The 17,226-nt window shown below is 65.2% G+C and carries 11 protein-coding genes; 9 read left to right on the plus strand and 2 right to left on the minus strand.

Translation table 11 applies throughout. The features are described 5' to 3' along the window. Positions 1-157 precede the first annotated feature (157 nt). From NTCA1_RS07170 to NTCA1_RS07180, 3 genes are read left to right on the plus strand one after another with little or no spacing between them, the layout of a single operon-like run. A complete protein-coding gene (locus NTCA1_RS07170; protein ID WP_159829657.1) occupies positions 158-3,355 on the plus strand; it encodes an efflux RND transporter permease subunit in 3,198 nt (1,065 codons plus the stop codon). After that, a complete protein-coding gene (locus NTCA1_RS07175; protein ID WP_159829659.1) occupies positions 3,348-4,565 on the plus strand; it encodes an efflux RND transporter periplasmic adaptor subunit in 1,218 nt (405 codons plus the stop codon). Before NTCA1_RS07170 ends, NTCA1_RS07175 begins: the two co-directional genes overlap by 8 nt. Next, on the plus strand, positions 4,555-5,973 hold the full coding sequence (locus NTCA1_RS07180; RefSeq protein ID WP_086493192.1) for an efflux transporter outer membrane subunit: 1,419 nt from the start codon (positions 4,555-4,557) through the stop codon (positions 5,971-5,973). Before NTCA1_RS07175 ends, NTCA1_RS07180 begins: the two co-directional genes overlap by 11 nt. 53 nt (positions 5,974-6,026) lie before the next feature. Here the strand turns inward: NTCA1_RS07180 and NTCA1_RS07185 are convergent, their stop codons facing one another. Beyond that, positions 6,027-7,256: a glycosyl transferase gene (locus NTCA1_RS07185; protein WP_236549151.1), complete on the minus strand. Its 1,230-nt coding sequence runs from the start codon at positions 7,254-7,256 to the stop codon at positions 6,027-6,029. Between the two features lie 151 nt (positions 7,257-7,407). Here NTCA1_RS07185 and NTCA1_RS07190 point away from each other — a divergent pair, with 151 nt between their 5' ends. The 6 genes from NTCA1_RS07190 (at position 7,408) to NTCA1_RS07215 (ending at position 16,103) form a co-directional block, all read left to right on the plus strand. Then, on the plus strand, positions 7,408-8,085 hold the full coding sequence (locus tag NTCA1_RS07190; protein WP_159829661.1) for a response regulator transcription factor: 678 nt from the start codon (positions 7,408-7,410) through the stop codon (positions 8,083-8,085). A 33-nt stretch (positions 8,086-8,118) separates the two neighbouring features. Continuing rightward, positions 8,119-9,492, plus strand: a complete 1,374-nt coding sequence (locus NTCA1_RS07195; protein WP_159829662.1) for a HAMP domain-containing sensor histidine kinase — start codon at positions 8,119-8,121, stop codon at positions 9,490-9,492. Positions 9,493-9,647: 155 nt separating this feature from the next. Continuing rightward, on the plus strand, positions 9,648-10,340 hold the full coding sequence (locus NTCA1_RS07200; RefSeq protein WP_086493195.1) for a FadR/GntR family transcriptional regulator: 693 nt from the start codon (positions 9,648-9,650) through the stop codon (positions 10,338-10,340). Between the two features lie 88 nt (positions 10,341-10,428). Next, positions 10,429-12,789 carry a glycoside hydrolase family 127 protein gene (locus tag NTCA1_RS07205; protein WP_236549152.1) on the plus strand — a complete coding sequence of 787 codons (2,361 nt, stop codon included), beginning with the start codon at positions 10,429-10,431 and terminating at the stop codon, positions 12,787-12,789. A 22-nt stretch (positions 12,790-12,811) separates the two neighbouring features. After that, a complete protein-coding gene (locus NTCA1_RS29080) occupies positions 12,812-15,628 on the plus strand; it encodes a DUF885 family protein (protein WP_159829663.1) in 2,817 nt (938 codons plus the stop codon). 148 nt (positions 15,629-15,776) lie between these two features. Further along, on the plus strand, positions 15,777-16,103 hold the full coding sequence (locus tag NTCA1_RS07215) for a hypothetical protein (RefSeq protein WP_159829664.1): 327 nt from the start codon (positions 15,777-15,779) through the stop codon (positions 16,101-16,103). Positions 16,104-16,122: 19 nt separating this feature from the next. Here NTCA1_RS07215 and NTCA1_RS07220 read toward each other — a convergent pair whose 3' ends face one another. After that, positions 16,123-16,980: an oxygenase MpaB family protein gene (locus NTCA1_RS07220; protein WP_159829665.1), complete on the minus strand. Its 858-nt coding sequence runs from the start codon at positions 16,978-16,980 to the stop codon at positions 16,123-16,125. Between the last annotated feature and the right edge of the window lie 246 nt (positions 16,981-17,226).

The raw sequence follows: 17,226 nt of genomic DNA on the forward strand, positions 1-17,226 counted from the left end.
TTAGGGGCTTAACTATTCCAGCAGGATTTCCCGTCCGTTTCCGCTGTGCAAGCAGCGGAGGGTAGCAGCGGCGGAAACCCAACCAAAACATGAGCCGGAGAGGAATTCGCCTGTCCCGTACGCGTGTCTGCGTGCGGGGCGGCCCATGGAGTTCTCGATGCTAGGTATCGTCAAGACCGCGCTGCACCGCCCTCTGACATTCATCGTCATGGCCATCATCATCGCCATCGGCGGCTTGCTGGCGGCTTTCCGCACGCCGGTCGACATCTTTCCCGAAATCAAGGTGCCGGTCATCGCCGTGGCCTGGACCTATTCGGGTCTTGCCCCGCAGGACATGACGGATCGCATCATCACGCCTTACGAGCGCGTGCTGACCACGACCGTCAACGATATCGAGCACATCGAGAGCCAGTCGTTTCAGGGCATGGGGATCGTCAAGATCTATTTCCAGCCCGGCGCCGACATCCGTACCGCCACCGCGCAGGTCACGTCGGTATCGCAGACGGTGCTGCGCCAGATGCCGCCCGGTATCACGCCGCCGCTGATCCTGAACTACAGCGCCTCGACGGTGCCGATCCTTCAGCTCGCGCTCTCCGGCGAAGGCATGACCGAGCAGCAGCTCTTCGATATCGGCCAGAACCAGATCCGCACCGGCCTGGTCACCATTCCCGGCCTGGCCATGCCCTTCCCTTCGGGCGGCCGTCAGCGCCAGGTGCAGATCGACCTCGATCCGCAGGCGCTCCAGTCGAAGGGCCTTTCTGCCGTCGATGTCGGCAATGCCATCGCGGCACAGAACCAGATCAACCCGGCCGGCTTCGTAAAGATCGGCGAGACGCAGTATTCGGTGCGTCTTAACAACACCCCGGCTTCGATCGAGGCGCTGAACAACCTTCCGGTCCGGGTGGTCAATGGCGCGACGATCTACATGCGCGACGTGGCCTTCGTGCGCGACGGCAGTGCCCAGCAACAGAACGTCGTCCACGTGGAAGGCCGCCGCTCGGCCCTGCTGACGGTGCTCAAGAACGGCGCGACTTCAACGCTTTCGATCGTGGACGGCGTGAAGTCGGCCCTGCCCAAGATCGCCGAAACCCTGCCGGACAGCCTCAAGATCCTGCCGGTCGGCGACCAGTCGCTCTTCGTGAAGGCGGCCGTCAACGGCGTCATCCACGAAGGCGCCATTGCCGCTGCGCTCACCTCGCTGATGATCCTGCTGTTCCTCGGCTCCTGGCGCTCGACCGTGATCATCGCGCTGTCGATCCCGCTTGCGGTGCTCGCCGCCATCGCCATGCTGGCGATGTTCGGACAGACGCTGAACGTGATGACGCTGGGCGGCCTTGCTCTTGCAGTCGGCATCCTCGTCGACGACGCGACCGTCACTATCGAGAACATCAACTGGCACCTCGAACAGGGCAAGGGCGTGATGGAGGCGATCCTCGACGGCGCCGCTCAGATCGTCACCCCGGCTTTCGTGTCGCTGCTGTGCATCTGCATCGTCTTCGTGCCGATGTTCTTCCTGCCGGGCGTTGCAGGCTACCTCTTCGTGCCAATGGCGCTTTCGGTGGTCTTCGCGATGATCGCCTCGTTCATCCTGTCGCGTACGCTGGTGCCGACGCTGGCGATGTACCTGTTGAAGCCGCACAGTCCGCATGGCGAGAACCACCACAACGCGGGAACGCCGGAATCGCGCAATCCGCTGGTGCGTTTCCAGCGCGGCTTCGAGAACCGTTTCGAAAAGCTGCGCGACGGCTACCTCGGTATCCTGCGCCGCGCGCTTCAGGGGCAGAAAGGCTTCATGCTCGGCTTCCTGGCGATCGTGATCGTCTCGTTCGGGCTGATGCCGTTCCTTGGCAGCAACTTCTTCCCGACGGTCGATTCCGGCCAGATCGCCATGCACGTTCGCGTGCCGGTGGGTACGCGCATCGACGAGACCGCGCTGCGCTTCCAGAAGATTTCCGAAGAAGTGCGCAAGGTCGTCCCGAAGTCCGAACTGGCCTCGATCACGGACAACATCGGCCTGCCGGTCAGCTCGATCAACACCGTCTACAACAACAGCGGCACTATCGGTCCGCAGGACGGCGACATGCTGATCACGCTGAACAAGGGCCATGCCCCGACCGACGGCTATGTCGAGAAGCTGCGCCGCGAATTGCCGCGCCTGTTCCCCGGCACCCAGTTCTCGTTCCTGCCCGCTGACATCACCAGCCAGATCCTGAACTTCGGTTCGCCTTCGCCGATCGACGTCCAGATCGCGGGCAAGGACCTGGCGGCCTCGCGCGTCTATGCGCAGAAGCTGATGGCCAAGATGGCCCGTATCCCCGGCCTGGCCGACATGCGTCTCCAGCAGCCGGCCAATTCGCCGCAGATCGACGTCGACGTGGATCGCGCCCGTGCAGGCCAGTACGGCCTGACCGAGCGCGACGTGACGACCAGCCTCGGCAACTCGCTGGCGGGCACGTCGCAGACCGCGCCGGTATTCTTCGTGAACCCCGACAACGGCGTGCAATATGCAGTGGTCGCGCAGGCGCCGGAATATGCCGTGGATTCCATGAGCAAGCTGTCGAACCTGCCGGTCTCGGGCGCTGCCGCGGGAACCCGTCCGCAGCCGCTGGGCGCACTGGCGACGCTGAACCGCTCGACCACCGCGCCGGTCGTTTCGCACTACAACATCGCCCCGGTCATCGACATCTACGGCACCCCGCAGGGCCGCGATCTCGGCGCCGTGGCGGGTGACGTGCAGAAGGCGATCGACGAACTCAAGGCCGAAGCGCCCAAGGGTTCGACGATCACCATTCGCGGCCAGTATCAGACGATGAACACCGCCTTCTCCGGCCTCGGCTGGGGCCTGCTTGCGGCGGTCGTGCTGATCTACCTGCTGATCGTGGTCAACTTCCAGTCCTGGCTCGATCCCTTCGTCATCATCACCGCGCTGCCGGCGGCGCTGGCGGGCATCGTCTGGATGCTCTTCGCGACGGGAACGACACTGTCGGTCCCGGCCCTGACCGGCGCGATCATGTGCATGGGCGTGGCTACCGCCAACTCGATCCTCGTCGTCAGCTTCGCCCGCGAAAAGCTGGCCGAGCTGGGCGATCCGGTGAAGGCGGCGATGGAGGCGGGCCTCGTCCGTTTCCGTCCGGTCCTGATGACCGCGCTGGCCATGATCATCGGCATGGGGCCCATGGCGCTCGGCCTTGGCGAGGGCGGCGAGCAGAACGCCCCGCTCGGCCGCGCCGTCGTCGGCGGCCTGATCTGCGCCACTATCGCAACCCTTCTTTTCGTTCCCACCGTCTTCGCCTTCGTCCACGGCCGTCGCCGCGAGAAGGCTGCCCCCCAGGAAGTGCAGGCCGCCCATGCATGATTCGACCTCTGAACCCGCCAACCCGTCCACCGGGCCGGAAACCCGCACCCTGAAGCGTGTCGGCATCGGCGCGGCGGTGATCGCGCTGGCCGTGGTCGGCGCAGGCATCGCCACCCGCCTCAGTGCCACGCGCGAACTGGAAGCCGTGGCCGAGGATGCCGCCGTGCCGACGGTGGCGATCGTCACCCCGGCGGGCGCGGGCGACGCGGGCGGCCTTGCGCTGCCCGGCACTGCGCAGGCCTTCAACAGCGCTGCGATCTATGCCCGTACCAACGGCTATGTCCGCAGCTGGCAGGCCGATATCGGTGACCGCGTTGCCGCCGGTCAGACGCTTGCGGTGCTCGATGCACCGGAAGTCGACCAGCAGCTGGCGCAGGCCAAGGCGGACTATCAGACCGCGCTCGCCAACCAGCGCCTTGCCGCCACGACCTCGAAGCGCTGGAGCGCGATGCTCAAGCAGGACGCGGTCTCGCAGCAGGAAGTGGACGAGAAGGCGGGCGATCTCGCCGCCAAGACGGCGCTGGCCAATGCTGCGCTCGCCAGTGTGCGCGAGCTTGAGGCCACGCGCGGCTTCACGCGCCTCTCGGCGCCTTTCGCGGGCGTGGTGACCAGCCGCTCGGCGCAGATCGGCGCGCTGGTCGTGGCGGGCAATGCCGCCGCGCAGCCGCTGTTCACCGTCTCCGACGTCCACCGCATGCGCATCTATGTGCGGGTGCCGCAGATCTATTCGGCGCAGGTCAAGCAGGGCGTCGCCGCCAACCTGACCCTGCCGGAGTTCCCGGGACGCACGTTCCCCGGCACTGTCACGCGCAGCGCGGGCGCGGTGGATGCCCAGTCCGGCGCGGTCCTCGTCGAAGTCCAGGCCGACAACAGCGACGGTTCGTTGAAGCCGGGCGCCTTCGTCGAGACGCATTTCGACGTGGCCGGCGGCGTGCAGGGCCTGACCCTGCCAGGCAGCACGATCCTCTATACCGACAACGGCCCGAGCGTGGCCGTGGTCGGCGCGAACGACCGGGTGACGGTGCGCCCGGTGACGATCGCGCGCGATCTCGGCAAGACGGTGGTGGTCTCGGTCGGCGTCAAGCAGGGCGATCGCGTGGTGGACAGCCCGCCGGACTCCATGCGCAGCGGCGATCAGGTGAAGATCCAGAAGGCTGCACCGAAGCCTGCCGCTCCCACGGCCGCGAAGGGCGCCGGTCATGGCGGCTAGGCTCCGCGCAGTCGCGGCGCTGCTTCTCGCCGGATGTTCGATGGCCGGGTGCTCGATGGCGCCCGACTACCACGCGCCCGAAACCGCCGCGCCGCCCGCGTTCCGCGAAGTCGCAGGCCAAAAAATCGAGGGCTGGTCGCAGGCCGCCCCGCGCGACGGGGAGGCACGCGGCGACTGGTGGACGATGTTCGGCGATCCCGCGCTCGACGATCTTGAAAAGCGCGCCGAAGCCGCCAGCCCGACGCTGGCCGCCGCACTCGCCCGCTACGACCAGGCGCGCGCCTCTGCCGGCGTCGCTGCGTCCGACCTCTATCCCACGGTCGGCGTCAGCGGCGAGGCTTCGCGCGACCGCGTTTCGGCGGGGCGTCCTCTCTCGACCGGCACGGCGCGCACCTACGACAATTTCGTGGTCGGCGGCAGCCTGTCCTACGAAGTCGACCTTTGGGGGCGGGTCCGCAACTCGGTGAAGGCGGCCAATGCCGAAGCTGCGGCGTCCAGTGGTGATCTCGCCTCTGCGCGGCTCAGTCTTCAGGCCTCGGTGGCGGACGCATACTTGCGCCTGCGCGGTCTCGACGTGCAGGCGGACCTGCTGAACCGCTCGGTCGAAGCCTTCGAGCGTGCGCTCAAGCTCACCGATACGCGGCACTCGGGCGGTATCGCCTCGGGCATCGACGTCAACCGTGCGCGCACCGTGCTCGGCAATGCCAAGGCGCAAGTCTCCGCCGTCGCCAACGAGCGTGCGGCGACCGAGCATGAGCTGGCAGCACTGATCGGCACCACGCCCGCCGAGTTCTCGCTGCCGATGCGCAGCGAACCGCTCGACGTGCCGGAAGTCGCCGTCGGCGTGCCCTCCGAACTGCTCCAGCGCCGCCCGGACATTGCCGCGGCGGAGCGCCGGGTCTTCGCGGCCAATGCCCGTATCGGCGTGGCGAAGGCAGCGTGGTTCCCCTCGATCGGTCTCGGCGGCAGCGCGGGGTGGCAGACGACCCACGGCAACCTGTTGAGCACGCCGAACACGTTCTGGTCGCTTGGCCCGGTGTCGGCCCTGCTGACCCTGTTCGACGGCGGCGCGCGCAAGTCGCAGGTGAAGATGTCGCGGGCAGAGTATGAGGAAGTGGCGGCGAACTATCGCTCCACCGTGCTCGGCGCCTTCCAGGACGTGGAAGACGCGATCGCGGCAATGCATCACCTGGAAACGCAGGCATCGGCCCAGCGCGACGCGGCGCAGGCGGCCCAGCGCACCAGCGAGATCGCGCTTTCGCGCTACCGCGACGGCGCTGCGGACTATCTCGAAGTGGTGACCGCGCAGACCGATGCGCTGGATGCCCAGCGATCGTGGATCAGCGTGCAGACCGCGCGGATGCGGGCGAATGTTGCCTACGTTCGTGCCATGGGCGGGATGAGCTGAGGCACATGGCTCCTCATTGCGGGCAGCCTGGCTGCGCGCAATGAGGAAGGCCTTCAGGCAGCGGCGGGCTGAAGTCCGGCGGCGCGTGCCACGATATCGGCAGCGAAGCGGATCGGGTCTTCTCCGGCGATGAAGGGCGTGCCGTCCGGCTTCCAGTCGAGGCCGCCGATCGAATAGCGCATCCGTTCCTTCTGCCAGGCCACATAGGCGCGGTGATCCGCGAAGGCCTGGTCTATGGCGGCGATGGGATCGGCATCGGCAGCGATCACGTCGCCGAAGTGCCACATCGCATAGTCCTCGCAGTCCCGCCACTGCGCGTCGTGGGCGTTAACGAAGAGACATGGGCGCGGGCGGATCAGGAACTCGTAGACCTGGCTGCTGACATCGCCGATGTAGAGGTCGGCGCCGCAGGTATAAGTCATGTCGTTGCAGCGGGGCGAGCCGAGGTCGACGATGACCTGTCCGGGCACGGCCAGGGCTTCCCATTCGCGGCGATGCGCGGCCGACCAGCGCGAGGCCATGCGCACATGCGGGGCGACCACAAGGTTGTAGCGTCCGTCACGAACCACCGCCTCGATCAGCTTTCTTGCGAAGGCGTCGAAGGAATTCAGCTTCTTCGTGAAATGCGGGTTGTAGAGGATGGTCTTGCGCGCGTTGGCGAAGAGCGGCGCGCGGTCGATCCCGGTGCGCAGCATCGCGGCCAGCTTGATCGGCCCCGCTGCCGTACAGTTTTCCGGCGTGACGAGCCCGGCCTCCAGCAGGCGGTCCCGATCCTTGGCGCCGGAGACGATGACGTGATCGAACAGTTCGAAGCGCTTCTCGAAGCCCACCGCACGGTCGCCCGCGCCATGGGGAATATGGACCAGCGGCGGGCATTCCTTCCACAGGCGCGGCAGGATCGTCGAAGTCCGTTCAGCGCAGAGGATCAGTTCCGCGTCGCGCAGGACCGGGGACCAGTAGAGCAGCCGCGCCAGCTTGCGGAGGAAGCCGGGGGTGATGGCATTGAGCGCCTTGGGGAGGCGCATTTCCACGAGTGCGGGCAGCGGCAGGCCCATGCCCGCCGCCAGATCGCGGACCGCGCGGGCGTCGCCGGGCTTGGGCACGAAGATGGTGACCGTGCCGGGATGGCGCCGCTCCAGTTCGCAGGCGACCGGGACGATATGCGGCAACTGGTGCGCGCCGCCGATCGCCAGCACATGGATAAGGCCGGGCTTGGCGCCCTTCAGGGTCGAGGCCGGCGAGGGCATGAGGGGCGGCGGCGGAGCGGCAATCGTTGCGGGCATCCTGCCCCATTGCCGCATTTATGTCGCGGCTTGATTGCGGGAATATTTGTATTTGCCCATGTTCGAGGGCTTGCGGGTAGGCCAGCGCTCTCGACGCAGGGCGGCGGTAACGGTACGAGCAGCCTCAGCTACCGTGCGGATACCCGGAACCATGCAGATATTGCTAGTCGAAGACGATGACAGTCTGGCCTCCCACGTTGCGGCGGGCCTGCGCGAGGCTGGGCATCTGGTCGAGCACCGTGCGGACGGCCGCGAAGGCCTGATACAGGCCACTTGCGAGAACTATGACGTCATTGTGCTGGACCGCATGCTGCCTTCGCTCGACGGGCTGAAGCTGCTGGCGGCGCTGCGCGCGACGGAGAATGCGACGCCGGTGCTGATCGTCAGCGCCCTCGGCGATGTCGACGAACGCGTGCGGGGGCTGCGCGCGGGCGGGGACGATTACATGGCCAAGCCTTTCGCCATGTCCGAACTGCTGGCCCGGGTCGAAAGCCTGGGGCGCCGGGGTGCGGCGGTAACCGAACCGGGGGACCATCTGCGGGTGGGCGACCTCGAGATCGATCTCGTCGCCCATGTGGTTTCGCGGGCCGGTCGGCGGATCAACCTGACCCTGCGGGAACTGCGCATCCTGGCCTACCTCGCGCGCAATGCCGGGCGCGTGGTCACGCGCTCCATGCTGCTGGAGAATGTCTGGGACTACAATTTCGACCCTCAGACCAATATCATCGACCAGCACATCTCGAAACTGCGCCAGAAGATCGCGCAGAACGACGAGGCGCCGCTGATCCACACGATCCGGGGGCTGGGCTATGTCATGCGTCCTGAATAAGGGCGGGCCGAACGAAGCTGGGGCAGGGCGGCGATGACCCGGCTTTTGCGCAGCCTGTCTTTCCGGCTGGCCCTGACTTATGCCCTGCTGTTCAGCCTTTCGGTGGCCCTGCTGTTCGGTGCGGGCTATTGGTGGCGGGTCATCCGGCCGATGTCCGAGCTGCGCGCCGCAGTCGACCGGGAGGCGCGGGATATCGGCGCGGTCTATCGCCGTTCGGGGATCGATGCCGCTCGCAAGGCGCTGGAGGTGCGCGCCCATACGTCCGCCCTGCGCATGCCGTTCCATGTCCTGGTCGCGCCCGATGGAGAGATCGTCTCCGCCAATCTCCCAAGTTGGCCGCCCGCGCCGACGAGGGATCCTTCCGTGATCGAGGCGGACAGGTTCGTGGACGGGTTCGAGATCGATCACTCCGCCTTCGTGCGCGACCGGACGATGCCCGACGGCAGCCGCCTGATCGTGGGGCGGGATGTCCAGGATATCGTGGATGACGAGGATCTCCTGCGCACCGGCGCGCTGTGGATGCTGTTCGGCTCGCTGGCGCTGGGCATAACCGGCGGCTGGCTGATGAGCCATGCCATCGGCAAGCGTATCGACACGGTAACGCGGACCGCGCTTCAGGTGATGGAGGGGGACTTGTCAGGCCGTGTCCCCGTACGCGGCACGAACGACGATTTCGAGCGGCTTTCGGTAACGCTCAACCTGATGCTCTCGCGGATCGAGAGGCTGTTCGAGACGGTGCGGCGGGTTTCCGACAATGCGGCGCACGAATTGCGCACGCCGCTGGCGCGGCTGGCGGGCAAGCTGGAAGTGCTGGAACACGACATCGGCAACGATCCCGCCGCTTCTCCGGCCATAGCCGAGGCGATCTCCCAGGCCATTGTCGAGGCCAATCGGTTGAGGGCCATCCTGGCAGCGCTGATTCGCATTTCCCGGCTGGAGGGCGGCAGGGCCGTGCTTCAGATCCAGCGTACCGACGTGGTGCAACTACTGGAAGACGTGGTGGAATTCTATCAGCCAGAGGCGGAACGTCGCGGCATCGATCTCGTGCTGGATGCGCGCAGGCCGCTGGTGGCGGATCTCGATCTGGACATGGTGTTTCAGGCCATGTCCAACCTGCTCGACAATGCGCTCAAGCATGTTCCGGATGGCAGCCGGGTGGATGTACGGGCAGGCAGGGCGCAGGGCGAGCTTCTGCTGGCGGTATCGGATAACGGCCCCGGCCTTGCCGCCGACGACCTGATGAGAGTGACCGAACCGTTCTACCGTGCGCCCGGTTCGGGCAGCGTGCCGGGAGAGGGGCTGGGCCTCAGCATGGTGGCCGCCATCGCTCAGGTTCACGGTGCCCGGCTCCTATTCGACGACAACCGGCCGGGCCTCAGCGTGGTCCTGCGTTTTCCGGCTTCTTGAAGTCCTCTAAAAATATACGATATATAATCTGTTCATTTTGGGCTGGCTAAATTGGTTTCAATCTCGCAGACCAATGACAAATGACGAGAGCGAGCATGATGGCCGATAAGAATCCGAACGATGGGTCGGGTGAAACTGGGGAACAGCTTCCGCTTATGAGCGGGCGCTTGCATCACGCGGTGGCGCAGCGTCTGGCCACGCAAGTCGTCAATGGCAGCTATCCTGCCGGGCATGTCTTTCCTGCCGAAGTGGAGCATGCCGAGCTGCTGGGCGTATCGCGCTCGGTCCTGCGCGAGGCGTTCCGCATGCTGACCGCCAAGGGGCTGGTCAGCAGCCGCCCCAAGGCCGGAACCCGCGTCAACGAGCGTCGGATGTGGAACCTGCTCGACCCCGATGTGCTGTCCTGGCAGATCCAGTGCGGCGCCAGCGACGAATTCCTGCGCGACTTGTTCGAACTGCGCCTCGTCGTCGAACCGCAAGCGGCGGAAATGGCCGCCCTGCGCCGCGACGAGCGCCAGTTGCTGGATATGGCGAATGCCCTGGAGGCCATGGAACGCTACACCCTCACCAGCCCCAAGGGGCGGGCGGCGGATATCCGTTTCCACGAGCTGCTGATGGAGGCCACCCGCAACGAGATGTTGCAGGCCCTGTCCAATTCGATCTCGACCGCGATCGCATCGACGACCACGATCAAGCACGCCAAGAAGGACAGTCCGCGCGATCCCATGCCCGAGCACTATGCCCTCTATGCGCAGATTGCCGAGCAGAACCCGGCGAAGGCCCGCAAGGCGATGATTACGCTTATCGAACTGGCCCATGCCGATACCCAGGTGGCGCTTCGCCGCTGACTTTGCGGAATTCCGACAAAGAAAGGATTGACTTCGGGACCCCTCGGTTTATCAATACCGTATACGATATTCGATAGGGGTTTTAAAAATGCAGGCCAATCGGCGCGAATGGATGGCTGGCGTGGCGGCGCTCGCCATTTGCTCTGTTCCTCTCAAGGGCTTTGCAGCCGTTATCGCTCCCAAGCTGCCGATCAAGGCCAAGCCCCTGCCGCTGACCGACGTGCGCCTTGCGCCGTCCGACTATGCTACGGCGGTAGAGGTCAATGTCGACTACCTGATGTCGCTCAGCCCCGACCGGTTCCTGCACAACTTCCGCAAGTACGCGGGTCTCGAACCGAAGGCGCCGATCTACGGCGGCTGGGAATCGGACACGATCGCCGGCCACACGCTGGGCCACTACATGACCGCACTGGTCCTGGCCTGGCAGCAGACCGGCAACCCGGAATGCCGCCGCCGCGCCGACTACATCGTCGATGAACTGGCGGAATGCCAGGCGAAGCGCACGGACGGCTACATCGGTGCGCTCGGTCGCAAGACCAAGGACGGGAAGGTCGTCGACGGGCAGGAGATCTTCCCAGAGGTCATGCGCGGCGAAATCAAGTCGGGCGGGTTCGACCTCAACGGCTCGTGGTCGCCGCTCTATACCGTTCACAAGTACTTCCAGGGCCTGCTCGACATCAATGCGGCCTGGGGCAATGCCAAGGCGCTTCAGGTTGTCATCGGCCTCGGCGGCTATTTCGAGAAGGTCTTCGCCGCGCTCGACGACAAGCAGATGCAGGAACTGCTGGGCTGCGAATATGGCGGCCTGAACGAAAGCTATGCCGAACTCTACGCCCAGACCGGCGACTTGCGCTGGCTCAAGGTGGCGGAACGCATCTACGACAAGAAGGTGCTCGATCCGCTGGTGGCGCAGGAAGACAAGCTGGCCAACTTTCACGCCAACACCCAGGTGCCCAAGCTGATCGGTCTCGCGCGCATTCACGAGCTGACCGGCAAGGACGAACCCGGCCGCGCCGCGCGCTTCTTCTGGGAACGCGTGACCAAGCACCACAGCTACGTGATCGGCGGCAATGCCGACCGCGAATACTTCTTCGAGCCCGACACCGTGGCGCTGCACCTCACGGAATCGACCTGTGAGCATTGCAACACCTACAACATGCTCAAGCTGACGCGTCAGCTCTACTCGTGGCAGCCCGACGGCGCGTTGTTCGATTATTACGAGCGTGCGCACCTCAACCACGTCATGTCGGCGCAGAACCCCGAGACCGGTGGCTTCACCTATATGACGCCGATGATGAGCGGCGCGCCGCGCGGCTATTCGGGGCCCGGCGAGGAAGCCTTCTGGTGCTGCGTCGGCTCGGGGATGGAAAGCCATGCCAAGCATGGCGATTCCATCTTCTGGGAAGGTGATGACACGTTCTTCGTCAACCTCTACATCCCCGCGACCGGGCAGTGGAAGGCGAAGGGCGCTGCCTTTACCATCGCCACCGAATACCCCTTCAAGTCCGACGTGAAGATCACGCTCGATGCGGTGAAGCAGGGCAAGTTCGCCGTTGCACTGCGCATTCCCGGCTGGTCGAACGGCAAGGCCACCGTGACCGTCAACGGTGCGGCAGTGCCCGCCACGCCGGTCGGCGGCTATGCCGTGATCGACCGCCGCTGGAAGAAAGGTGACGTGATTGCGCTGAACCTGCCGCTCGAACTGCGCCTCGAAACCGCGCAAGGATCGCAGGACGTGGTGGCGGTCGTGCGCGGCCCGATGGTCATGGCGGCGGACCTTGGTCCTGCCGAGATGGAGTTCACAGGCGTCGAGCCCGCCATGGTGGGTGACAATCCGCTGGCGGCGTTCAAGCCGATCGTTTCGGACCGTCCGCGTTTCCAGACCACCGGCATCGTTCGCCCCGGCGACCGCATGTTCGTGCCGTTCTACAGCCAGTACGATCGCCGCAGCGCGGTCTACTTCAAGCGCTTCACCGAGAGCGGCTGGAAGACCGAGGAAGCCTCGTTCCTGGCCGAACAGGCACGCCAGAAGGACATCGCCGCCCGCTCGATCGACGTCATGCACCTCGGTGAAATGCAGCCCGAGCGCGACCACGAACTGACCTCGGAAATCTCTTACCCGGTCTCCTATCGCGGCCGCAACGGACGCGATGCCCGCTCGGGCGGCTTCTTCGAGTTCAAGATGAAGGTGAAGCCCGGCCCGCTGCTGCTTCAGGCCAGCTATTGGGGCAGCGAGCGTTCGCGCGTGTTCGACATTCTCGTGGACGACGTGAAGATCGCCACCCAGAAGCTCGACAACGATGCCGCCGGCAAGTTCTTCGATGTGGACTATCCGCTGCCCGAGGCTCTCACCAAGGGCAAGAGCAGCGTAAAGGTGCGCTTCGTGCCGCATGACCGCAGCTCGGCCGGTCCGGTCTTCGGCGTGCGTTTGTTTACTGCCAAGAAGTGAGCCTTTCCCAGTGAGCCTGCCCTTGAGTGAAGACGTTGCCCTGACGATCGCGGAGGCGGACGAACTCGCCCGCACCGTGCTCGAAGCCTGGGGCCTTGCGCCCGACCACGCCGCCGCCGTCGCCCACACCATGGTGTCGGGCGAGCGGGACGGTTGCACTTCGCACGGGCTCTACCGCCTTCTCGTCGCGGCCAATTCGGTCGAGCGCGGGGTGGTGGTGCCCGATGCAGTGCCCGAAGTGACCGAACCGGCGCAGGCTCTGGTCCGCGTCGACGGCAAGGGCGGCTTCGCCCAGCTTCCCTTCGCGCGCGGCATGCCGCTGCTGGTTGAGAAGGCACGGAAGTTCGGCATCGCCGCCATGGCGCTGAACAATGTGGTTCACTTCGCCGCGCTCTGGCCCGAGGTCGAGGCGCTGGCCGAGCACGGCCTCGTCGCCTTCGCCTTTACGCCCAGCCATTCTTGGGTGGCGCCGGCGGGCGGGACCAAGCCGGTGTTCGGCACCAATCCGATCGCCTTCGGCTGGCCGCGTCCAAATCGCGCGCCCTTCGTCTTCGACTTCGCCACCAGCGCGGTCGCGCGGGGCGAGATCGAACTGCATCGCCGGGCAGGCAAGGAAATTCCGCTCGACTGGGGTTATGACGCGGACGGCAATCCGTCGAGCGACGCCAAGGCCGTGCTCGACGGCGCCATGCGCACCTTTGGCGGACACAAGGGCTCTGCGCTCGCGGCGATGGTCGAACTGATCGCGGGACCGCTGATAGGCGACATGACCAGCGCGGAATCGATGGCGGCCGACGGCGATCGCGGCGGTTCTCCGATCGGCGGCGAGTTCATCATCGCCATTGATCCGGCAGGCTTCCTTGGCGCGGGTGTGGAAGAACACTTGCGCCGGGCGGAAGCGATGTTCGACATGATCGAAGGGCAGGGCGCTCGCCTGCCGGGATCGCGCCGCCTGATCGCGCGCGCGCAATCCGACAAGGAGGGGCTGCGCATTCCCGCCAAGCTTCATCAGGACATTCTCGAGGTTCTCGAAAGGGGAAATGACGTGAAGAATTCGGTTGGCCGGGCCATGATGATGGCCGGCGCCGCGCTGGTCGCCATGCCTGCGGTTTCGGGCACGGCAGCGGCCGTTCCCGCCGCGAAGGTTTCCCAGAAGCAGACGGCGGATCAGGCCTTCGAGGCGATCTATACCGCCGAATACGAATGGCGCCAGAAGCAGATCGGCCCCTGCGAGGATACGCCCAAGGACAGCAAGATCGTCCTGCCTGACCTCGGTCCCAAGGCGCAGGCAGACCGTCTCGCCTGCTGGACCAAGGTGGAAGGCCAGCTTGCGGCTATCGACCAGAAGCAGCTCTCGCCCGCCAATCGCGTGAACTTCGCGGTCTACAAGGGCCAGGTCGACGCGCTTCTGGCCTCGCAGCGCTTCCGGGACTACGAAAAGCCGTTCAACGCCGACACCAGCTTCTGGGGCGATCTGGCCGACTGGGCGCGCAATCCGCTCAAGGACAAGGCCGCCGCCGACAACTACCTCGAAATGCTGCGCGAAATCCCGCGCTACTACGACCAGCAGATCGAGAACATGCGCGCCGGCCTGAAGCGCGGCTTCACTGGCCCGCAGATCACGCTGACCGGGCGTGACAAGGGCATCGAACTGGTAACCCAGGCCAAGTCGGTCGAGGCTTCGCCGTTCTACGAGCCGTTCCGCAAGCTGCCCGCGACGATCCCTGCCGCCGAGCAGGAAAAGCTGCGCGCAGAGGCCCGCAAGCTGATCACGGATGGCGTGGTCCCCGCGCACGTCAAGCTGCTCGCCTTCATGCGTAATGAATACGAGAAGGGCGCGCGCAAGACGCTGGCGGCCTATGACCTGCCGGACGGCAAGGCCTATTATCAGTCCAAGATCGCCGAGTTCGTCACGCTCGACAGGACGCCGGAACAGATCCATGAGACCGGCCTCAGCGAGATGGCGCGCATCCGTTCGCAGATGAACGAGGTGATGCAGCAGGTGGAGTTCAAAGGCGACCTCAAGGCCTTCCTGCACTTCCTGCGCACCGATCCGCAGTTCTATCCCAAGACCCCGAACGAGTTGCTCTACCGCGCGGCCTGGATCGCCAAGCAGTTCGACGGCAAGGCCGACCAGTTCTTCGGCCACATGCCGCGCAGCCGCTTTGCCATCAAGCCGGTGCCGGATGACATCGCACCGTTCTATACCGGCGGTCGCGGCGGTCCGGGGATCTACCTCGTCAATACCTACGATCTGCCGAGCCGTCCGTTCTACTCGCAAGTCGCGCTGACGCTGCACGAGTCCGCGCCGGGCCATGCCATGCAGATGCCGCTGGCCATGGAGAACAAGGACCTCCCCGCCTTCCGCCGCGACACCTATCTCTCCGCCTATGGCGAGGGCTGGGCGCTCTATTGCGAGGCGCTGGGCGAGGACATGGGCATGTACGAAACGCCCTACGACCGCTTCGGCATGCTGAGCTATCAGGCCTGGCGCGCCTCGCGTCTGGTGGTCGATACCGGCATCCACGCCATGGGCTGGAGCCGTGAACAAGCGCAGCAGTACTTCCGGGACAATACCGCGCTTTCCGATCACGAGATCGAGACCGAAGTGGACCGCTATATATCCTGGCCGGGTCAGGCGCTGTCCTACTACATGGGTCAGCTGGCTTTCGTCGATGCGCGCAAGAAGGCTGAGACCGCGCTCGGTCCCAAATTCAACATCCGCGCCTTCCACGATGCGGTGTTGGAACTGGGCGGCGTGCCGCTTCCGCTGATCGACCAGCGTGTCGATCAGTTGATCAAGGACGGCGGCAAGGGTCCCTATCCCGACGAGGAATGATTTCCTGACGGCGTAGCTGCGAGGATCCAGATCAGGCGCCGGAGACGAGAACCGTCTCCGGCGCCTTTTTCGATTTCGTTTCGCACACGCAAAATTGCCGGTGGTGCAATGCAGCGCTCATCGTCCTGCGAAGGTGCGACGCGGAAGTTTGATTGCAGTTCACGCATGCGGACTCGGCAACATTCAGCGAATTAAAATTGCAAAATATGCAATCAAACTGGATTTGCTTGCATTTGCAGCAATGGCGATATCGAGTCACATATTGGCAATGTTGCAATGCAGCACGTTGCTGCCTCCAAGGTATTTTCCGATGTTCTCGCTGATGTCCCTCTATTTCGCCTATCGCCGTGATGTCGTCGTGGCCGAGCGCTACATGCCCGCGCTGTCGCAAGGTCAGGAAGCGCAGGAACCGGCGGTTTCCGTTGAAGCCACGGTCGAAGCACCGGCCGCGAGCGAACTGCCGCTGGCAGCCTGAACGGGCCGCTCCGTACGGTTCATTGCGGTTTGGCGAAGGCCCAGCGTATCGTTCCGGCCATCGCCAGCGTTCCCGCCAGGGCCGGAAGCCCGGTCAGGCCCGGACGTTTGATCGCCAGCATTGTGCGGGCAAAAGGCGGCAGGAGATCCACCGCTGCCGTTCCCAATGTGCGCATCACGCGGCCGGGGCGTCGCCCCTCATCGCCTTCGAGCAGGAAGCGCGCGACTTCGCGGGCGGCAGTTCCGCCGCTGAGATCGCCCCGAAACTCTGCCATGAGCGAGTGCGCCTCTGCCCGGCTGCGCGGTACTGGAGATGCGCCCAGCATTTCCCCCACCACGGCCGTCTGCTCGAAGTACCGATCCTGCGCGCGCGGCGGCATGCCGGGGTCGGCGTAAGTCAGATAGGCTTCCAGAAAACTGGTCGTTTCCGCCAGATGGACCCAGGCCAGTACGCGCGGGTCGGTGGCGGAATAAGGTTGCCCGCTGGGCAGGTGCCCTGTCACATGCGCATGTATCGCGTTCACCGTCGCAACGGCGCGGGCCGCGTCGCGGCGGTCGCCATATGTCGTCACGGCAATGAAGCGTGCCGTCCTGCGCAAGCGCCCCTGCACGTCGTCGCGAAAATCGGAATGGTCGAGAACGCCCTGAAGCGCGGCCGGGTGGAGCATCTGCAGCAGCAGTGCCCGCATACCGCCGACCATCATCGCCACGACATCGGCATGGACCATGCGGATCGGACTGTCCTGCTCGAACAGGGCATGATCGGAAGGCAGGAGCGGCGCTTCGCCCCGCTTGGCGTCATGGAAGACCGCGCGAACCTGCCGCACGAGAAGTTTTCGCACCGCTTCTGAAGGTCGGGTGATGTTCAGCGCCGCCATGGCGCCATCTTGCCCCAAATCCTCCTGCCATGACAGCGCGGCGTGAGCGGCGCGTCTGTAACCTCCAAAAAGAAAGCCGGTCCATGGACCGGCTTGAAAAGTTTTGGGAGAGGATGCCTGAAAGGCCCGTTCTTGTTGGCTCATGTTGCGATGCAGCGCAATAGACAAATTTGCATGTGCAGTTGCAGCATCGTCCGGGCGTTGCTCGGTGGACGGCGGGGATTGCTTCCCTCGCGCTGCGATGTA

The organism is Novosphingobium sp. TCA1, from assembly GCF_009811895.1.
Taxonomy (GTDB): Bacteria; Pseudomonadota; Alphaproteobacteria; order Sphingomonadales; family Sphingomonadaceae; genus Novosphingobium; species Novosphingobium panipatense_A.

Coding starts and splice junctions, on each gene's coding strand:
- NTCA1_RS07175 (WP_159829659.1), top strand. CDS start 3,348: ATGCATGATTCGACCTCTGAACCCGCCAACCCGTCCACCGGGCCGGAA.
- NTCA1_RS07200 (WP_086493195.1), top strand. CDS start 9,648: ATGAGCGGGCGCTTGCATCACGCGGTGGCGCAGCGTCTGGCCACGCAA.
- NTCA1_RS07195 (WP_159829662.1), top strand. CDS start 8,119: ATGACCCGGCTTTTGCGCAGCCTGTCTTTCCGGCTGGCCCTGACTTAT.
- NTCA1_RS07170 (WP_159829657.1), top strand. CDS start 158: ATGCTAGGTATCGTCAAGACCGCGCTGCACCGCCCTCTGACATTCATC.
- NTCA1_RS07205 (WP_236549152.1), top strand. CDS start 10,429: ATGCAGGCCAATCGGCGCGAATGGATGGCTGGCGTGGCGGCGCTCGCC.
- NTCA1_RS07190 (WP_159829661.1), top strand. CDS start 7,408: ATGCAGATATTGCTAGTCGAAGACGATGACAGTCTGGCCTCCCACGTT.
- NTCA1_RS07220 (WP_159829665.1), bottom strand. CDS start 16,980: ATGGCGGCGCTGAACATCACCCGACCTTCAGAAGCGGTGCGAAAACTT.
- NTCA1_RS07180 (WP_086493192.1), top strand. CDS start 4,555: ATGGCGGCTAGGCTCCGCGCAGTCGCGGCGCTGCTTCTCGCCGGATGT.
- NTCA1_RS07185 (WP_236549151.1), bottom strand. CDS start 7,256: ATGCCCGCAACGATTGCCGCTCCGCCGCCGCCCCTCATGCCCTCGCCG.